Source organism: Lactobacillus kalixensis DSM 16043 (genome assembly GCF_001434335.1).
Lineage (GTDB): Bacteria > Bacillota > Bacilli > Lactobacillales > Lactobacillaceae > Lactobacillus > Lactobacillus kalixensis.
On sequence record NZ_AZFM01000008.1, the window covers coordinates 1 to 17,415 of the forward strand.

Below are 17,415 nucleotides of genomic sequence, written 5' to 3' on the forward strand. Positions count from 1 at the left end.
AATCGGCAATGGTACGCAGGCGGATTTACCAGCATATGATTTGAATTCAGTTAGAAAGGGTGAATCAATCGGCGATGGTACGCAGGTAGACTTACCAGCATATGATTTAGATTCAGTTAAAAAAGGTGAATCAATCAGCGATGGTACGCAAGTAGACTTACCAGCATATGATTTAGATTCAGTTAAAAAAGGTGAATCAATCAGCGATGGTACGCAAGTAGACTTACCAGCATATGATTTGAATTCAGTTAAAAAGGGTGAATCAATCGGTGATGCCACTATCTATGAACTACCAAAATATGATTATAATTTAAACGTTTCAAAGGCAAAGGAAGTTGATTATCAGGGAATTAACTATTCCATTCCAGAAGAACATGTAGATTCTGGAGAAAAAAGATACAATACGCCGAATGATGATAAATTCGAATATACTAATCCAATTTTGCCAGAAGACAAAACAATTATTAAAACTGAGAAGAAAACAAGTTTAAAAAAGAATATAAACACAAAAAGTGATAATTATAGCACAGTGAAATACGCTACTTTAAGTGAAAAAAATCAAGAAGAACATACTGCTTCAGAAAGAAATAGTGTAGAAGGTCATGAAAAATTACCTCAAACTGGAAATAGCAAAGAAACTTCTTCTTATTTGTTATCTATAATTAGTATTATTTCAGCTATGATAGGCTTAGTAGGTTTTAAAAAGAAAAAGTCATCAGCAAAAAAATAGAGAAAAATAATAGGAGCAGCCATTAAGCTACTCCTATTATTTATTTGCTTTATTTAATAAATGCTGTGCGCATTATTAACCATACAGCGATCATCGCAACAACAAAGCCACTGAGACCTAATAATACATTCATTCTTTTCATCTTCTCCCATAGTTTTTATATGTGGTCACTAATAATTATATCACTATCAAGAGAAGATGAAAGCGTTTTACCTATTCTTTCAAATCCGTAATTGTTGCATGACAGAATTCAGCCAAATCCTTTGGACTTAAGAAAACGCTACGACCAACTTCACCACTTGAAACAGCGATTTCTTCTTGTTCATTCATGCTATTATCTAAATAAATAGGGAAGTGGTGGTTAAACCAAATACCAATTGGTGTATTAGCACCATGAACATATCCTGTGGTCTTTTGCAATTTCTTAAGTGGCAACATTTCACATTTTTTATTCCCAGAAATTTTTGCCAATTTTTTCATGCTTAAATGCTCAGTGACCGGGACAACACCAACAAGTGGGCCGGTTTTATTTCCTTCACAGACGAGAGTCTTGTAGACTAAATGTTCTTTGTCTTTTAGAATAGAAGTGTCCATCTGTGCAACTCCGCCACTATCTGGATGAGTTGCAAATGAGGCTTGACGATATTTGATCTTATTTTGGTCGAGAATTTTTTCAACCAAAGTTTTTTCAAGTTTATCTTTCTTTTTTTTCTTAGACATGTTTATCACCCTGAATTATGATAGCATTGACGAGACAATTTCTAAAGGAGTCAATTAAATAATGAAATTATTAGCAATTAAAATTGAAACTAGTCATGAAGTAGAAGATGCACTAAGTATCTATAGCCAAGACAACTTGAATGCACTTGGAACAGAAGCTAGAAAGCGCAGCGACTTTGAGCAAGCTGGCTGGCTTCATGATTCAACTGTTGTTGAAATGGATGAAATTAAAGATTTACCTAAGGATATGCAATTCATCGCTTATTTTGATGAAGAAGCAGACCGCGATGATTTGGTAAATAAATTCAAAAATAAGTTAAATGAATTAAAAAGCTACGGCTTAAATACTGGTGAAGAAAAAATCACTACCTCTTATATTGCCGATCAAGATTGGAATACTGCTTGGCAAAAGTATTATCATGTAATTGATTTTTCACGACATTTAGCAATTGTTCCTGAATGGGAAGATTACAAACCAGCTTTTAGTGATCAGAAATTAATTAAGCTTGATCCAGGTTTGGCTTTCGGTACAGGGAATCACCAAACCACACAACTTGCGATGATGGGACTTGAAAGAGCAATTGTTAAACCTGTGTCAGTTGTTGATGTGGGAACTGGGTCTGGTATTTTAGCAATTGCAGCCTCAGAATTAGGTGCAACCAATGTTTTAGCAACTGATATCTCAGATGAATCAATGACTGCTGCTCAGCAAAATGCGGCTTTGAACGGTTTGACAAATATTAAAACACAAAAAACATCCCTTTTAGCCGATGTTGATGGTAAATTTGATATTATTGTTGCTAATATTTTAGCTGAAATCTTATTAGATTTAATTCCACAAATGAATGATCACTTAAATGATAATGGTCAAATCATTTTCTCAGGAATTGACTACTTACAATTACCTAAGATTGAAAAAGCATTGGATGAAAATGACTTTAAAATTGATTTGACAATGCGACAAGGTCGTTGGATTGGGTTATCAATTACTAGAAAAGAAAAATAATTGTGGTAGAATAAAGGATAAATTAAACTTAAATGAAAGAATTACAAAATATTTGGCAAAAGTTTTTAGCCATCCCTTTATTGAAAAAGTTAAATCAACATTCTTTCATGCCCATTATTTGGTGGGGTGTTTTCATTGCAGCGTTTCCATACTTTTTAAGTTTGATTCAACTGCCGATTGTAGTACGTGTTGGTTTAGTTTTTTTGATTCTCAATAGTATCATTAGTTTTCATGTTGGGGTATTAATCAAGAAACGTTCTTTGTCAAAATGGTGGATGCTATTTTTGCCTGTGATTTTCTGTCTAGCAATTTTGCCTAGATTTGCAAATTACAATTTAGTTTTTGGACTAATTTATCTTATTTTTGAGGTGTTTGGTCTAATTAACAATCATATTTATCGGTAAATTAGAAGGGATGATTGTCAATGTCTAAATATGTCGAGATGTCTCATGATCAAGTAATTGATGAATGTAAAAAATACATGAATGATGAGCAACTGGCTTTTGTAGAAAAAGCTTATGAGTTTGCTAATGAAGCACATAAAGATCAAAAAAGAGCTTCAGGGCAGCCTTACATTATTCACCCCACTCAAGTAGCTGGAACACTTGCTAAATTAAATTTGGATCCAGATACTATTGCAGCAGGTTTTTTACATGATACCGTTGAAGATACACCCGTAACTAATGACGATATTAAAAAGAATTTCGGTGAAGACGTTGCTTTCATTGTTGATGGCGTAACAAAATTAAATAAATATCAATATAAGTCACACCAAGAATTTTTGGCTGAAAATCACCGTAAAATGTTAATTGCGATGGCAAAAGACTTACGGGTAATCATGGTTAAATTGGCTGATCGCTTGCACAATATGCATACTCTTCAACACTTGCGCCCGGATAAGCAACGTAGAATTGCTTCTGAAACAATGGATATTTATGCGCCACTTGCTGATAGATTAGGTATTGGGACTATCAAGTGGGAGTTAGAAGACATATCTTTCCATTATCTTAATCCTGAAGCATATTATCGCATCGTTAACTTAATGGACGTTAAAAGAAGTGAGCGTGAAAAATTCATTTCTGACGCTATTACTGTTTTGAAGAAAACTTTAGATGGCTTAGGAAGCAAGTACGAAATTTATGGTCGGCCAAAGCATATTTATTCGATTTACAAAAAGATGGTTAACAAGCATAAAGATTTTGATGAAATTTATGACTTGTTGGCTGTTCGTGTAATTGTTAAAAACGTCCGAGATTGTTATGCTGTTTTAGGTGCAGTTCATACTGAATGGAAGCCAATGCCAGGAAGGTTTAAGGATTATATTGCTGTTCCAAAAGTTAATGGTTATCAATCATTGCATACTACTATTATTGGACCAGGTGGTAAGCCACTTGAGATTCAGATTAGAACTGAACAAATGCACGAAGTTGCTGAATACGGTGTGGCCGCTCACTGGGCATATAAACGTGGTAATTTCAATGGTGTTCAAGAAACTTCTTCTGGTGAAAAACTTGATATGGTGCGTGAGATCCTTGAATTAAAGGATGAAACCAAAGATGCTGACGAATTCATGAAGAGCGTTAAGAGCGATATTTTTTCAGATCGCGTCTATGTTTTTACACCAAAAGGCGAAGTTTATGAACTACCAAAAGGTTCAGTAACCTTAGACTTTGCATACGCGATTCATACACAAGTCGGAAGTCACGCTGTTGGCGCAAAAGTCAATAATAAATTAGTACCACTTGATTACAAGTTGAAAAATGGTGATGTGATTTCAATCATGACCCAGACTAATGCGACACCAAGTCGTGATTGGGTCGATATGGTTAAAACATCTAGAGCCAGAAATAAGATTCGGCGCTACTTTAAAACACTTGATCGTGCTGATAGTATCGAAAAAGGTAAGCAAGAATTAGCGGAAACGTTAAGAGAACATGATCTTTCTACTAAAGAATATATGGATAAAGATCATATTGATAAGCTGGTTGAACATTTTAACTACCATAATGCGGATGAATTATTTGCAGCTATAGGTTTTGGAGATCAGTCAGTAATTGGTGTTTATAATCGATTAACAATTGAAAAGCGTCGTAAAGATGAGCTTGAAAAGCAAAAACGGCGTGAAGAAGAAATTCTAAATGCTGGTCAGCAAGCAGTTACTTCCGGAAACTCCAATAATGATAGTTCTTCAGTAATGAAGCTAAAGCATAAAAATGGCGTTATGATTCAAGGTGTGAGTGATTTAATGCTGCACCTTGCTAAATGCTGTAACCCGGTTCCTGGTGACGAGATTATTGGTTATGTTACAAAGGGGCGCGGCGTAACGATTCATAGAGCTGATTGTCGTAATATCACTAAAGAAGCTGAAGAGCAAGGACGTTTGATTGACGTCCAATGGGAGAGCGTTGAAGAAAACAATGCACAAGCTTTCAATGCCAACATTGAAATTTTTGGTTACAATCGTGGCAATTTGTTGAGTGATGTAATCAATAAATTGAATTCATTAACTAAAAACATTAATAACATTTCCGGCAAGGTTAATGATGAAAATATTGCACACATCTATGTTACTGTTTCTGTTAAGAATGCTACTCAGCTAGATGATATTTTGAGTAAATTGCGCGATATTCCTGATGTATACGAAACAAAGAGGTCAGATAATTAATGAGAGTTGTTATTCAGAGAGTAAATCATGCCCAAGTTGATATAGCCGGTAAAACTGTTGGTAAGATCGGTAAGGGATTTTTACTCTTAGTTGGATTAAAAGATGGCGATGAATTACCAATTGTTAAAAAAGCTGCAGATAAAATTAGTAAAATGCGAATCTTTGAAGATGAAGAAGGGAAGACTAATTTATCTTTGAAGGATGTTAATGGTGAAATTCTGAGTGTTAGCCAATTTACCTTATTAGCTAATACCAAGAAGGGAAACCGTCCAAGCTTTGTTGAAGCAATGCGTCCACCAAAATCAAAAGAATTATGGGAAGATTTCAATAGAGAACTTGAAGCAGATGGCTTTCATGTTGAAACTGGTGAGTTTGGTGCTGACATGCAAGTTAGCCTCGAAAATGATGGTCCATTCACTATCGTGCTAGATTTGTAAAATAAATCTAGCAGAAATCGCTTTCAACAGTTGACTTTATCGACTTAAAAATATATTCTAAATAGGAATTATCGATGACAAAGAATGAAGATTAGTATGGTCTTTTTCAGAGACTACCTGGTTCGGTGAGAAGGTAGAGAGATCGTAATCTGTGACACCTTTAACAGATAATGGATCGTTTCGCGAGCGTTAATCGCAGCAAGCAAAAGGTGGTACCGTGCTAATCTTAAGCGCCCTTGATTTAGTTCAAGGGCGCTTTTTATTAAAAAAGGATGATTAAATGAGAGTTCAAAGACCAAAAGGAACAGTTGACATTTTACCTGATGTCTCAGGCTCATGGGAAAAAGTAGAACAAACTGCAAGTAACTTTTTCAAACGAGCAAACTACCGTGAAATTAGAACGCCAATGTTTGAAAATTATGAAGTTTTCTCACGTTCAAGTGGTGAAACTTCAGATATCGTTGAAAAAGAAATGTACGACTTCAACGACAAGGGTGGTCGTCATATTGCACTTCGTCCAGAAGGAACTGCTGGTGTTGTTCGTGCATATGTTGAAAATAAGTTATATGGACCTGATGTAGTTAAACCATTTAATGTATTTTACATTGATCCAACCTTTAGATACGAACGTCCACAAGCTGGTCGTCAACGTGAATTCCACCAAATTGGTGTTGAAAGTTTTGGCTCAAACAGCCCATTAGCTGATGTTGAAACTATTATGATGGGTCACGATCTTTTAGCTGAACTTGGTGTTAAGAATTACGAATTACATATTAACACTTTAGGTAATGCTCAAGTTCGTAAGGATTATCATGATGCACTTGTAAATTACTTCACTCCTTTGAAGGATCAACTCTCAGAAGATTCACAAAGAAGATTGGAAATGAATCCACTTCGTATTTTGGATTCAAAGGCTGAAGAAGATCAACAATTCTTACCAGATGCGCCTAAGATTCGTGAATTCTTGGATGAAGATGCTAAGAAGAATTTTGAAACTATTCTTAATACATTAGATCAATTAGGTATTGACTACGTAATTGATGACGATTTGGTTCGTGGACTTGATTACTATACTGGCGTCATTTTTGAATTCATGGTTGAAGATAAGAACTTGTGGGAATCAGCAACTACTATTCTTGGCGGTGGTCGTTACGATCACTTGGTAGAAGAATTTGATGGTCCAGAAACTCCAGCTGTTGGTTTTGGTATTGGTGAAGAAAGATTGATGCTTGTTTTGAAACAACAAAACCCTGACTTGTTCAAGGATGAAGGCGTTGATTTCTTCATCACTAATATCGGAGCTGGCACTGAGATGAAGGCTGTTGAGATTGCTCGCTCACTTCGCGTTCAAGGATTTAAGGCTCAATATGATGTTGATCAAAAGAAACTTAAAGCGCAATTCAGAAAAGCTGACCGAGTTCATGCTAAATACGTAATTACTTTGGGTGCTAAAGAACTTGAAAATGGCACTTTAAACATTAAGCGTTTGGCTGATGGTAAGACTATCGATTTAAGCTTAGAAGACTTAAACGATATGGAATCTGTAATGAATAAATTGAGGGACTAAAACTATGGAACATATGGACAAAAGAACAGACTACTGTGGCAACATTACCACTAAGTACGAAGGTCAAGAAGTAACTTTATATGGTTGGGTACAACGTGTACGTAACTTGGGTAATTTGGTATTCATCGACTTGCGCGATCGTGAAGGTATTGTTCAAGTTGTTGTTAACAAAGATTCCGGTAAGGAATTAATGGATATTGCTGACAGCTTAGGTAACGAATACGTTCTTGAAGTAAAGGGGAAGGTTGTTAAGCGTTCAGACGTTAACCCAGACATGAAGACTGGTGAAGTTGAAGTTGACGCAACTGAAATTGACATCTTAAATAAGTCAAAGGTTCCACCATTTGAAATTAAGGATGACATTACTGCTGCTGAACAAACTCGTTTGAAGTATCGTTATCTTGACTTACGTCGCCCAACTTTACAAAAGGCAATTATCTTGCGTTCAAAGATTTTAAGATCAGTTCACGAATTCTTTGACGAAAATGGCTTTATTGATATTGAAACTCCAATTTTGGGTAAATCATCTCCTGAAGGTGCTCGTGACTACTTAGTTCCTTCAAGAATTTACCCAGGTTCTTTCTATGCTTTACCACAATCACCACAATTGTTTAAGCAATTGTTGATGGGTGCTGGCTTTGACAAGTACTACCAATTAGCACGTTGTTTCCGTGATGAAGACCTTCGTGGCGATCGTCAACCAGAATTTACTCAAATCGATATGGAAACTTCATTCCTTGATGAAAAGGGTGTTCAAGATTACACTGAGGGTCTTTTGAAGAAAGTTATGAAGGATGTTATGAACATCGACCTTAAGACTCCTATCAAGAGAATTTCTTGGACTGAATCAATGAATAAGTACGGTTGTGATAAACCAGATACTCGCTACGAAATGTTTATTCATGATTTGAGCCCAATTCTCAAAGATTCAGACTTCAAAGTTTTCTCAGGTGCAATTGCTGATGGCGGCTATGTAAAGGGTTTGGCCGTTAAGAATGGTGCTAAGGAATACTCACGTAAGAAGATTGATGAAAAAGCTGACTACATCAAGCGTTACCACGCAAAGGGTCTTGCTTGGGTTAAGTATGAAGACGGTGAATTCTCAGGCCCAGTTTCACGCTTCTTAACTGATGAAAACAAGGAAGACTTGAAGAAGGAATTTGACCTTGAAGGTGGAGAATTAGTAGTCTTTGTTGCTGATAAGTGGAAAGTATGTTGTGATTCTTTGGACCACTTACGTCGTGAATTTGCTCATGAAACTGGTATTGTTCCTAAAGACGTTTATGACTTTGTCTGGGTTGTTGACTGGCCATTATTCGAGTACGATGAAGGTTTAGGTCGTTGGATCGCAGCTCACCACCCATTCACTATGCCAGATGACGAAGGTATTAAGCTTCTTGACACTGATCCTCATAAGGCTCACGCTCGTTCATATGATATTGTTATGAACGGTGATGAATTAGGTGGTGGATCAATCCGTATCCATAAGCGTTCAATTCAAGAAAAGATGTTCAAGGCATTGGGCTTTACTAAGAAGCGTGCTTATGAACAATTTGGCTACTTGTTGGATGCTTTGGACATGGGATTCCCACCACACGCAGGTCTTGCTATTGGTTTGGATCGCTTTGCTATGATGCTTGCTCAAAAGGAAAACATTCGTGACGTTACCGCGTTCCCTAAGAATGCTAACGCTTCAGAACCAATGATGCATGCTCCGGCACCAGTTGCAGATCAACAATTAGCTGATCTTGGTATTGAAGTTGAAAAACAATATGAAGCTAGTGTCAAGGAAATTGAAGCACGTCTTGAAAAAGAAGCTCAAGAAGATGCTGACAAGAATGCTACTTGGGACGACTAGTTTTCGGTGATAAATAATAAAAGAGGTTGAACTTTTAATGAGTTTAGCCTCTTTTATTGTTCGTAATATACTTTGTTAAAAGATTGTAATTTAGAAAGTAAAATTATCTGCTATTATTATGTAAGGATGAAATGATATAGAGAAATAAAAAAAACTAAAATCGAATGAGGGAATTTAATTGCAAAAAAAGACAAATAAATTATTAAGTGTTTTAGCATGTGCCGGTATTCTTGCAACAGCAGGAGTTACAACTAGTGAAGTATATTTTTCAGTAAATCAAGCAGATAGCGTAAAGGCTGCTACTGTAAAAGCTCGTTCATATGGTATTGATGTTTCATCATACCAATCATCAAGTCTTGCAAGTAGTGCTAAAGCTGGTTCAAAATTCGCTATTGTCAAGGTTAGTGAAGGGACTAGTTATAAGAATCCTAAAGCATCAGCACAAATCGCATCTGCTAAAGCTAGTGGAATGATGCCGATGGCATACCACTTTGCTTTGTTCGGTGCTAACTCATCAAGCGCAGTTGCTGAAGCAAATTATGCAGTAGCGACTGCTAAGGCATACGGTTTACCAAAAGGTTCATACATTGCCTGTGACTGGGAAACTGGTGATGGTAATAATGTCAATGGTGGTAGAGATGCAAGTGCAAATGCGATTATTGCATTTATGAAGCAAGTGAAAGCTAGCGGCCACAAGCCACTTTTGTATTCAGGTGCGTCACTTTTGAATAATAATATTAACACTACTAAGGTAACTAATGCTTTTCCTAATTCTTTATGGGTAGCTTCATATGCACACATGGGCCGAATTGATACTCCTAACTTTAATTACTTTCCTTCAATGAATGGCGTGGCAATTTGGCAATTTACTGATAATTGGCGTGGTTTGAACGTTGACGGTAACATTTCACTCTTACCATTATCAACTTCAGGTTCAGCATCAAGTCAAGCACCTTCAACTAAGTCTGTTTCAACTAAGAAGACTGTTATGACTAAGTCATATGGCTACGACAAGAATGGTAACCGCAACGGTAAGGTTTACAAGGCTTACAAGAAGGTTAAAGTTTACGGCGGTGCAGTCTTAATTAATAATGTAAGTTACTACCGTGTTGGTTCTAATTCATATATCAAGTTAGCTAACGTTGATGGCGTAAAGCGTACTCTTAAGAATACTGCATACGTTCACGACAGCACTGGTAAGTTAACTTCTTCACCAGCTATCTCAGCAGGTTCAACGGTTCCAACTTACGGAAAAGTTAAGACTATTAATAACCAAAGTTACTACCGTATTAACAAGAATCGTTATGTACTAGTTTCAGATTTTAATTAAAGTTAAAAAAGCAAAAAAGAAATCCAAGTTAAATCAGCTTGGATTTCTTTTTTTGACTAAATATTTTCAACAAATTTTTCGATCCGTTTCAAAGCTTCTTCGAGTTGTTTAGTCGATGAAGCGTAAGAAAGTCGAACATAACCTTGACCACCTTTGCCAAAGTATCGACCTGGAGTGACACCAACTTTTGCTTTAGCAGCCAATTCATTAGCAAAAGCTTCATCATCAGTACCAAAGGCTTCTGGAATTTTAGCAAAGATATAAAAAGCGCCTTGTGGAGTAGACATTTCAAAGCCTAACTTTTCCATACCGGTTTTCATGAACTTTAAACGTTTTTCATAAATTTTACGGGCTTCAAGAGGATCTTCTTGACCATTATTCAAAGCTTCAATTGCTGCGGCTTGAACATTGTCAGTTACTGAAGTAACCAAGAAGGCATTTGTTTTACGAATGCTGCTCATAATCTGTGCTGGAGCAGCAATATATCCCAAACGCCAACCGGTCATTGCATATGCTTTTGAAAGACCAGAAATGAGAATATTTCTTTCAGGAATGTATTGTGAAAGAGAGTGGTGAACATTGCCGTTGTAAACTAAGTCTCCGTATATTTCATCAGTAATTGAAAAGAGGTGGAATTCTTTAATTACACTAGCCAATTCTTTCAAAATTTCAGCGGGATATACGCAACCGGTTGGATTAGAAGGATCGGTTAAAATAATTGCTTTAGCGCCTTTTCCTTCTTCTCGTAAAACTTGTCGTAAATGCTCTGGTGTTAAGATAAAACCATCTTTAGAAGTATCAACTTGAACAGGGATTGCACCACACATTTTAATTAATTGAAAATACAAAGCCCAAACTGGGGTAGGGACTAAAATCTTGTCGCCAGGATTTAAGATAGTCATAAAGACATCATTTAAAGCTCCTGTAGCTCCAACAGTAACACAAATTTCTGTTTCGGGATTGTAGTCTACATCCAATTCTCGTTTAAGATATGAGCTGATGGCTTGTAAAAGTTCAGGTTTACCAGCTTGAGGAGCATAGTGAGAATCGTTAGCATTAATGTCAGCGATCGCGGCTTCTTTTACATGATCTGGCGTATTTAAATCAGGCTCACCAATTGTTAATTTGATCATACCTGGAATTTTTGACGCTTTTTCATCAAAGGCTCTAATTTTTGAAGGGCCCATTGCATTAATTCTCGTATTGATAGTCATTGATAAATCATCAGCTAATTTTGGCATAATATTTTCCTTTCTACATCTAGAAAATATTGTAAATGAACAACTGATGATCGACAACTTCTTTAATAAAAATTAAAGAATGCTAATTATATAGATTTGATGAATTGTTCAATTCGTTTTAAAGCTTCTTTAAGTTGTTCGGTTGAAGAAGCATAAGACATACGAACATAGCCTTGTCCGCCTTTACCGAAATAGCTACCTGGAGTAGCGCCAACTTTTCCTTTTTCAGACAATTCATTAGCAAATTTTTCATCGTCTTGCCCAAACTTGTCTGGAATCTTTGCAAAAATATAAAAGGCACCTTGTGGAGCGGCCATCTGGAATCCTAGTTTTTCAAGACCAGTTTTCATTAAGTTTAAACGTTCTTGATAAATTTTACGGGCTTCAATTGGATCATTTTGCCCATTGTTTAACGCTTCAATAGCAGCTGCTTGAACATTGCCAGTTACAGCGGTGATCAAGAAGTTGTTTACCTTACGGATAATTTCCATAACTTCACTTGGAGCAGCAACATAGCCCAATCTCCAACCAGTCATTGCGTAGGCTTTTGATACACCAGAAACTAAAATTGTATTTCCAGGAATATATTGAGAAAGGGAATGGTGAACGGTATCACCATAAATTAATTCGCCATAAATTTCATCTGAAATAGCAAACATGTCGTTTTCTTCGATAACCTTAGCTAACCCCTTTAAAATTTCTGCGGGATAAGCACGACCAGTTGGGTTTGAAGGGTCAGTTAATAAGATAGCCTTGGCACCTTTTCCTTCATTATTAAGTACTTCTTGCAAATGTTCAGGTGTTAAAACAAAACCATCTTCTGCGGTATTAATTTGAACAGGAATTGCACCGTTCATTTTAATTAATTGGAAGTACATTGACCAAGTTGGAGTAGGAACTAAAACTTTATCTCCAGGGTTTAAAATACCTTTTAAAACAGCATTTAAAGCGCCAGTTGCACCAACAGTAACAATAATTTCATTGTCAGGATTGTAATCAACGTTCAGACTTCTCTTTAAGTAATCAGCAATTGCTTTTCTAAGTTCTGGTGTACCAGGCTGTGGGGCATAGTGAGAATCATCGGCTTGGATATCTGCTATTGCTGCAGCTTTAATATGCTCGGGTGTATTTAAATCGGGTTCACCTAAAGTTAATTTAATAATGCCAGGAATTTGGCTGCAACGATTATTAAATACGCGAATTAAGGATGGAGTAAGTGAGTTAACGATTTGGTTTCTGTAATCTTTTAAAGCTGGTGATAATTCTGGCATGTTAGTAACCTTTCTAAAATAAAATTATTTTGCATGAACGATGTTTTGATTGCTTCCGGTTGTTAAACTTTGGTGGAAATTTTCATAACTAATTGAGATCATATCTTTCAAGGCTGGTTCAGTATAAGAACCAATATGAGGTGTTAAGATCACTTTAGGATATAGACTGGTTAATTCGGCTGTTTCTTTATTTGGTAAATCTTGAAGTGAAGCAAAATTGTGTCCCATGATATCTTCTTCATCAGGGAAAACATCCGCCGCATAACCAGCAAGTTCACCAGTCTTAATTGCAGAGATAATTGCTTGAGTATCTGCAATTTCACTACGTGATGTGTTAACTAAGACGGCATTTTTCTTCATCTTTTTAAGAAAATCAGCATTGATGAAGTTATCATTTTGACCAGGAAAATATGGAATATGCATTGAAATAATGTCGCTAGTAGCTAAAACCTCGTCTAGTTCCTTAAATTCTACGAATTCTTCGGCTTGTTTATTAGGGAAGGGATCATAAGCAAGTACTTTAGTCCCCATACCACGGTACAATTTAGCTTCTGTTACTCCGATTTTCCCGGCACCAATAATGCCCACAGTTGATGAATGAATTTCACGACTGAAGTAATCCGGTAAAACGCGGAAATCTGCTTTAGAAGTATTAGCTAAAACAAGATTTATATGTCTAAATAATTGCATCCCTAAAGTCATTGCAAGTTCGGCAACGGCATAAGGAGAATAATTAGGTACTCGCGCAACTTGAAGACCTAACTTATCTGCAGCTTCTAAATCAATGTGGTTAATTCCCACAGTTCTTGTGAAGACGTATTTAATTCCATAACTAGCAAAAAGTTCCAGATTCTCTTTATTAGCTAAGCAATTGCCACGTAACAAGACCGCATCAGTATTTTTAGCCTCTGTCGCATTTTCAGCTGTTAAAAAATCTGGAACTAATTTCAATTCAAAATCGTATTTGTTTAATTGTTCAAAATAGGGTATTTCGTTTGGTCGGACACCATAACAAATAATTCTCATTTTTCTTCTCCCGCCTTTCTCTTGCAGCTCTCTTTATTTTATTAAATTAAAATAAGAAAGGCAATATGAATAGGCATAAAATTTTATGCAGATTTTAATTTGTGCTAAGCTGTGGATCAATGTGAAAGGAGTTCATCATGACATTTGATAAAGAAAAGCAATTAAAGAAATTAACAAAAGAGCAATATGACGTAACACAAAAGGCTGCAACTGAATATCCTTTTTCTGGTAAATATGATGATTTCTATGAAAAAGGAATCTATGTTGATGTAGTTTCAGGAGAGGCTCTTTTTTCAAGTTTAGATAAGTACGATGCAGGGTGTGGTTGGCCAAGTTTTACTAAGCCAATTGAGAAATTAGTCTATCACCGAGATCAATCACATAATATGGAAAGAACGGAGGTTAAGAGTCCTGTAGCTGATTCACATTTAGGGCACGTCTTTACTGATGGACCTGTTAGTGAAGGTGGCTTGCGCTACTGCATTAATTCAGCATCTTTACGTTTTATTCCATATGAAGAACTTGATGATGAAGGATATAGCGAATACAAGAAATTATTTCAATAGAGTATACAGGAAAAGAATACTAGCATACAAAAAGTAAGCTTGATTTCAAAACTATAATCAGATACTATATAAAAGTAAGTGAAATGAAAGGAGCAAATTTTATGTCACAAATTTTCGCAATTGTAGTTTTAATCGCAGGTTTACTCGTTTTGTCACACCCACGTCAAACAGCAAAACAAGAAGTGAAATCATTTAGAAGAAAGTAATTCATTTTGTCACAAAAAATATAATTTGTTTTAATATTTGTAGAATGCAAACCGTGATATCATATTACTAGATAAGTTAAAGAAATTTAAATAATCCGAAGATTTAACAAAAATGATATTAAACGGGGGATTTTGATGCGTAAGAGTAATAAGAAGTTGCTACAAATTTTAGCATGTACAAGTGCCTTAGCTGGTGGTGCAGCGGTGGTTGCTACTACTAAGTTGCCGGCTATGACTGTAAAGGCGGATACTAATTCTGTAGCTGCAAGAAGCTATGGAGTTGATGTAGCGAGCTATCAAAGTAATAGTATGAATCAAGTAGCGCAAAATGGTGGTCAATTTGCTATTGTAAAAGTTAGTGAAGGTACTACTTATCGCAATCCAAAAGCATCAGCTCAAATTCAAAGCGCAATTGCAAACAATATGATGCCGATGGCGTACCATTTTGCAACTTTTGGTGCAAATAGTACCGCTGCAGCAAGTGAAGCACAATATGCTATTTCTTCTGCTAAAGCAACAGGTTTACCAGCTGGTAGTTATATTGCTTGTGACTGGGAAACTGGTGATGGTAACAATGTCAACGGTGGCCGTGATGCAAGTGCTAATGCGATTTTAGCCTTTATGGATCAAATAAAAGCTGCTGGTTATCAACCACTTCTTTATTCAGGTGCATCTTTGTTAAACAATAATATTAATACAAGCACTATTTTAAATAAGTATCCTAATTCATTGTGGGTTGCTTCATATGCTGTCTCAGGTAGAGTTGATACAGCAAACTTCAATTACTTCCCATCAATGGATGGCGTAGCAATTTGGCAATTTACTGATAATTGGCGAGGCTTGAGCGTTGATGGTAATATTACACTTTTACCTTTATCAATGAATTCAACATCAACTCAAGCACCATCTAGTTCAAGTAACAATAACACTACTAATAATAATGCTACTACTAACATTAACAATGCAGCTTCATCAAGCAGCAATAATACTTCTTCAAATGATGAAGTAAAAACGTCGAAGACGATTATGCATAAGGCATATGTCTACGATAAAAATGGTAATAGAAATGGTACTACTTCATACAGTGCTTACCAACAAGTTACAGTACTTGGCGGTATGGTAAGAATTAATGGTACAAATTACTACAAGATTGGTGATAATCAGTATATCAACGTTTCTAACATTGATGGTCGAATACGCGTAACTACTCATAATGCATATGTTTATAACAGTCGTGGTAATCGCGTTTATGTATCAACCATTAAAAGAGGAATGAGCGTAACAACTTACGGTTCTAGCTTTAAGATTAATGGTAAGTCTTACTACAGAATTGGTCGTAACAGATACGTTAAGGTTGCCAACTTTAATTAAAATTGAATAAATTCAAAAAGACATTACTGTGTAGTTATAACTACAAGTAATGCCTTTTTTTTAGTTTAAAAATTTCTTATAAATAGTCTTAATTACTTCTTCCGCTTCTTCACGCCTTGTTCCAATCATGATTGAAATTTGAGAAGCACCTTGATTGATCATCTGAATTGAAATATTCTTTTCACCCAGTGGTGCTAAAATGCTAGCACATAAGCTCATTTTATCTTTCATACCTTCGCCAACAACCATTGTGATGGCGTAATCGTCAATCCATTGTAATTGATCGGGATTAATTGCAGTTTGAATTTCATCACAGATTTCATCGATTAGTTTGGCATTTAGATTATCTTTTTTAAAGATAATTGTGATGTCATCAATTCCAGAAGGCATATGTTCATAAGAAACATTATGCTCGTTTAGAATTTGGAAGATGCGTAAAGTATATCCTGAAGTTGAATTGAAGAGATATTTATGCAAATAAAGTGCACAGAAATTCTTACCGCCTGCAATTCCAGTAATAACAGATTGAGGCTCAAAATTATATTCAGGAACAATTAAAGTTCCTTCTTTTTCGGGCGTATTAGTATTTTTTACATTAACTGGGATCTGACTTTGGATAGCAGGAATTAGTGCTTCATCATGAAAAACAGAAAAACCAGCATAGGACAATTCTCTCATTTCACGATAAGTCATTTTTTTAATAGGGCGGGGATGCTTGACGATCTTAGGATCTGCAGAAAAAATTGCGTCAACATCAGTGAAGTTTTCATATAAGTCTGCATGAAAACCTCGTGCAAGAATGGCACCAGTGATGTCTGAACCACCACGAGAAAATGTAGCAATTTGTCCTGAAGGAGTAATTCCGAAGAAGCCCGGGAAAACAATACGCTCATCTTTGGCGACTTTGATCCTACGCAAGTTCAGATAAGTCTCTGGATTAACGATCGCATTATTTGGCTCACCGGTAACCATTAAGCCCACGTCTTTCGGACTTAAAAAACGAGTTTTAATGCCTTGATGATTCATAATTAACGTGATCAATTTAGCATTAAGATATTCACCGTGTGCTTTAAAAGCAGCCAACAAATATTCTTTATTAGGATAGTGAGTTGTAGCAAGCGACTGAATGATTGTATAAATATCACGAATATCTTCGTTTTTTAAGTCAAAGTATTGTGCAATTTCTTTATAACGCTTGAAAATTTGATTGATAATGTCTTGATAATCTTGATGGTGTAAAACAGTCTGAGCATAGTGAATTAGTAAATCAGTTACCTTAACATCATCTTTTTTTCTTTTTCCTGGTGCAGAGACCGTAATAACTTGTCTCTGCGGGTCAGATTTGATGATTTTGATTGCTTGCGCAATGTGAGGACCATCTGCTAAAGAAGATCCACCAAATTTAATTACTTTCATAGTTT

General features: G+C 36.0%; 15 protein-coding genes. 10 read left to right on the forward strand and 5 right to left on the reverse strand.

All coding sequences use genetic code 11. The features are described 5' to 3' along the window. Positions 1-730, forward strand: a 730-nt coding sequence (locus FC46_RS03645; protein ID WP_162253132.1) for an LPXTG cell wall anchor domain-containing protein, incomplete at its 5' end; no start/stop codon positions are given. A gap of 213 nt (positions 731-943) precedes the next feature. Here FC46_RS03645 and ybaK read toward each other — a convergent pair. Continuing rightward, entirely contained in the window at positions 944-1,450 is a 507-nt protein-coding gene (gene ybaK, locus FC46_RS03650; RefSeq protein WP_057797964.1) for a Cys-tRNA(Pro) deacylase, read from the reverse strand. Positions 1,451-1,511: 61 nt separating this feature from the next. Between ybaK and prmA the strand changes: the two genes are divergently transcribed. From prmA to FC46_RS03685, 7 genes are all read left to right on the forward strand, one after another. Next, the gene (prmA, locus tag FC46_RS03655; RefSeq protein WP_057797967.1) at positions 1,512-2,456 is read left to right on the forward strand and encodes a 50S ribosomal protein L11 methyltransferase; all 945 of its coding nucleotides are present in this window, start codon (positions 1,512-1,514) and stop codon (positions 2,454-2,456) included. 32 nt (positions 2,457-2,488) lie between these two features. Beyond that, positions 2,489-2,860 (forward strand): hypothetical protein, encoded by a 372-nt coding sequence (locus FC46_RS03660; RefSeq protein ID WP_057797969.1) that lies wholly within the window; start codon positions 2,489-2,491, stop codon positions 2,858-2,860. A 20-nt stretch (positions 2,861-2,880) separates the two neighbouring features. Beyond that, positions 2,881-5,121, forward strand: coding sequence for a RelA/SpoT family protein (locus FC46_RS03665; protein WP_057797971.1), 2,241 nt, complete (start codon positions 2,881-2,883; stop codon positions 5,119-5,121). Beyond that, the gene (gene dtd, locus FC46_RS03670) at positions 5,121-5,558 is read left to right on the forward strand and encodes a D-aminoacyl-tRNA deacylase (RefSeq protein WP_057797973.1); all 438 of its coding nucleotides are present in this window, start codon (positions 5,121-5,123) and stop codon (positions 5,556-5,558) included. The genes FC46_RS03665 and dtd overlap by 1 nt, the downstream gene beginning before the upstream one ends. 280 nt (positions 5,559-5,838) lie before the next feature. Continuing rightward, positions 5,839-7,125, forward strand: coding sequence for a histidine--tRNA ligase (gene hisS / locus FC46_RS03675; RefSeq protein WP_057797975.1), 1,287 nt, complete (start codon positions 5,839-5,841; stop codon positions 7,123-7,125). Positions 7,126-7,129: 4 nt separating this feature from the next. Further along, on the forward strand, positions 7,130-8,983 hold the full coding sequence (gene aspS / locus FC46_RS03680; RefSeq protein WP_057797977.1) for an aspartate--tRNA ligase: 1,854 nt from the start codon (positions 7,130-7,132) through the stop codon (positions 8,981-8,983). Positions 8,984-9,161: 178 nt separating this feature from the next. Beyond that, complete coding sequence (locus FC46_RS03685; RefSeq protein WP_057797979.1) at positions 9,162-10,313, forward strand: GH25 family lysozyme; 1,152 nt, start codon at positions 9,162-9,164, stop codon at positions 10,311-10,313. A 56-nt stretch (positions 10,314-10,369) separates the two neighbouring features. Here the strand turns inward: FC46_RS03685 and FC46_RS03690 are convergent, their stop codons facing one another. The 3 genes from FC46_RS03690 to FC46_RS03700 all read right to left on the reverse strand — a co-directional run bounded on the left by FC46_RS03690 (position 10,370) and on the right by FC46_RS03700 (position 13,851). Further along, positions 10,370-11,554 carry an aminotransferase class I/II-fold pyridoxal phosphate-dependent enzyme gene (locus FC46_RS03690; RefSeq protein ID WP_057797981.1) on the reverse strand — a complete coding sequence of 395 codons (1,185 nt, stop codon included), beginning with the start codon at positions 11,552-11,554 and terminating at the stop codon, positions 10,370-10,372. Positions 11,555-11,640: 86 nt separating this feature from the next. Next, a complete protein-coding gene (locus FC46_RS03695; RefSeq protein WP_057797983.1) occupies positions 11,641-12,825 on the reverse strand; it encodes an aminotransferase class I/II-fold pyridoxal phosphate-dependent enzyme in 1,185 nt (394 codons plus the stop codon). A 24-nt stretch (positions 12,826-12,849) separates the two neighbouring features. Continuing rightward, entirely contained in the window at positions 12,850-13,851 is a 1,002-nt protein-coding gene (locus tag FC46_RS03700; RefSeq protein WP_057797985.1) for a 2-hydroxyacid dehydrogenase, read from the reverse strand. A 137-nt stretch (positions 13,852-13,988) separates the two neighbouring features. On the opposite strand from FC46_RS03700, the gene msrB reads away from it, so the two are divergent. Both msrB and FC46_RS03710 read left to right on the forward strand, forming a co-directional pair. Then, positions 13,989-14,417: a peptide-methionine (R)-S-oxide reductase MsrB gene (gene msrB, locus FC46_RS03705; protein ID WP_057797987.1), complete on the forward strand. Its 429-nt coding sequence runs from the start codon at positions 13,989-13,991 to the stop codon at positions 14,415-14,417. A 341-nt stretch (positions 14,418-14,758) separates the two neighbouring features. Continuing rightward, positions 14,759-15,994: an SLAP domain-containing protein gene (locus FC46_RS03710; RefSeq protein ID WP_057797991.1), complete on the forward strand. Its 1,236-nt coding sequence runs from the start codon at positions 14,759-14,761 to the stop codon at positions 15,992-15,994. Positions 15,995-16,054: 60 nt separating this feature from the next. Here FC46_RS03710 and FC46_RS03715 read toward each other — a convergent pair whose 3' ends face one another. Continuing rightward, positions 16,055-17,410 (reverse strand): aspartate kinase, encoded by a 1,356-nt coding sequence (locus FC46_RS03715; protein WP_057797993.1) that lies wholly within the window; start codon positions 17,408-17,410, stop codon positions 16,055-16,057. Positions 17,411-17,415 lie beyond the last annotated feature (5 nt).

Excerpts from the sequence above, each read along its gene's own strand:
- ybaK (WP_057797964.1), bottom strand. The coding sequence starts at position 1,450 with ATGTCTAAGAAAAAAAAGAAAGATAAACTTGAAAAAACTTTGGTTGAA.
- prmA (WP_057797967.1), top strand. The coding sequence starts at position 1,512 with ATGAAATTATTAGCAATTAAAATTGAAACTAGTCATGAAGTAGAAGAT.
- FC46_RS03660 (WP_057797969.1), top strand. The coding sequence starts at position 2,489 with ATGAAAGAATTACAAAATATTTGGCAAAAGTTTTTAGCCATCCCTTTA.
- FC46_RS03665 (WP_057797971.1), top strand. The coding sequence starts at position 2,881 with ATGTCTAAATATGTCGAGATGTCTCATGATCAAGTAATTGATGAATGT.
- dtd (WP_057797973.1), top strand. The coding sequence starts at position 5,121 with ATGAGAGTTGTTATTCAGAGAGTAAATCATGCCCAAGTTGATATAGCC.
- hisS (WP_057797975.1), top strand. The coding sequence starts at position 5,839 with ATGAGAGTTCAAAGACCAAAAGGAACAGTTGACATTTTACCTGATGTC.
- aspS (WP_057797977.1), top strand. The coding sequence starts at position 7,130 with ATGGAACATATGGACAAAAGAACAGACTACTGTGGCAACATTACCACT.
- FC46_RS03690 (WP_057797981.1), bottom strand. The coding sequence starts at position 11,554 with ATGCCAAAATTAGCTGATGATTTATCAATGACTATCAATACGAGAATT.
- FC46_RS03695 (WP_057797983.1), bottom strand. The coding sequence starts at position 12,825 with ATGCCAGAATTATCACCAGCTTTAAAAGATTACAGAAACCAAATCGTT.
- FC46_RS03700 (WP_057797985.1), bottom strand. The coding sequence starts at position 13,851 with ATGAGAATTATTTGTTATGGTGTCCGACCAAACGAAATACCCTATTTT.
- msrB (WP_057797987.1), top strand. The coding sequence starts at position 13,989 with ATGACATTTGATAAAGAAAAGCAATTAAAGAAATTAACAAAAGAGCAA.
- FC46_RS03710 (WP_057797991.1), top strand. The coding sequence starts at position 14,759 with ATGCGTAAGAGTAATAAGAAGTTGCTACAAATTTTAGCATGTACAAGT.
- FC46_RS03715 (WP_057797993.1), bottom strand. The coding sequence starts at position 17,410 with ATGAAAGTAATTAAATTTGGTGGATCTTCTTTAGCAGATGGTCCTCAC.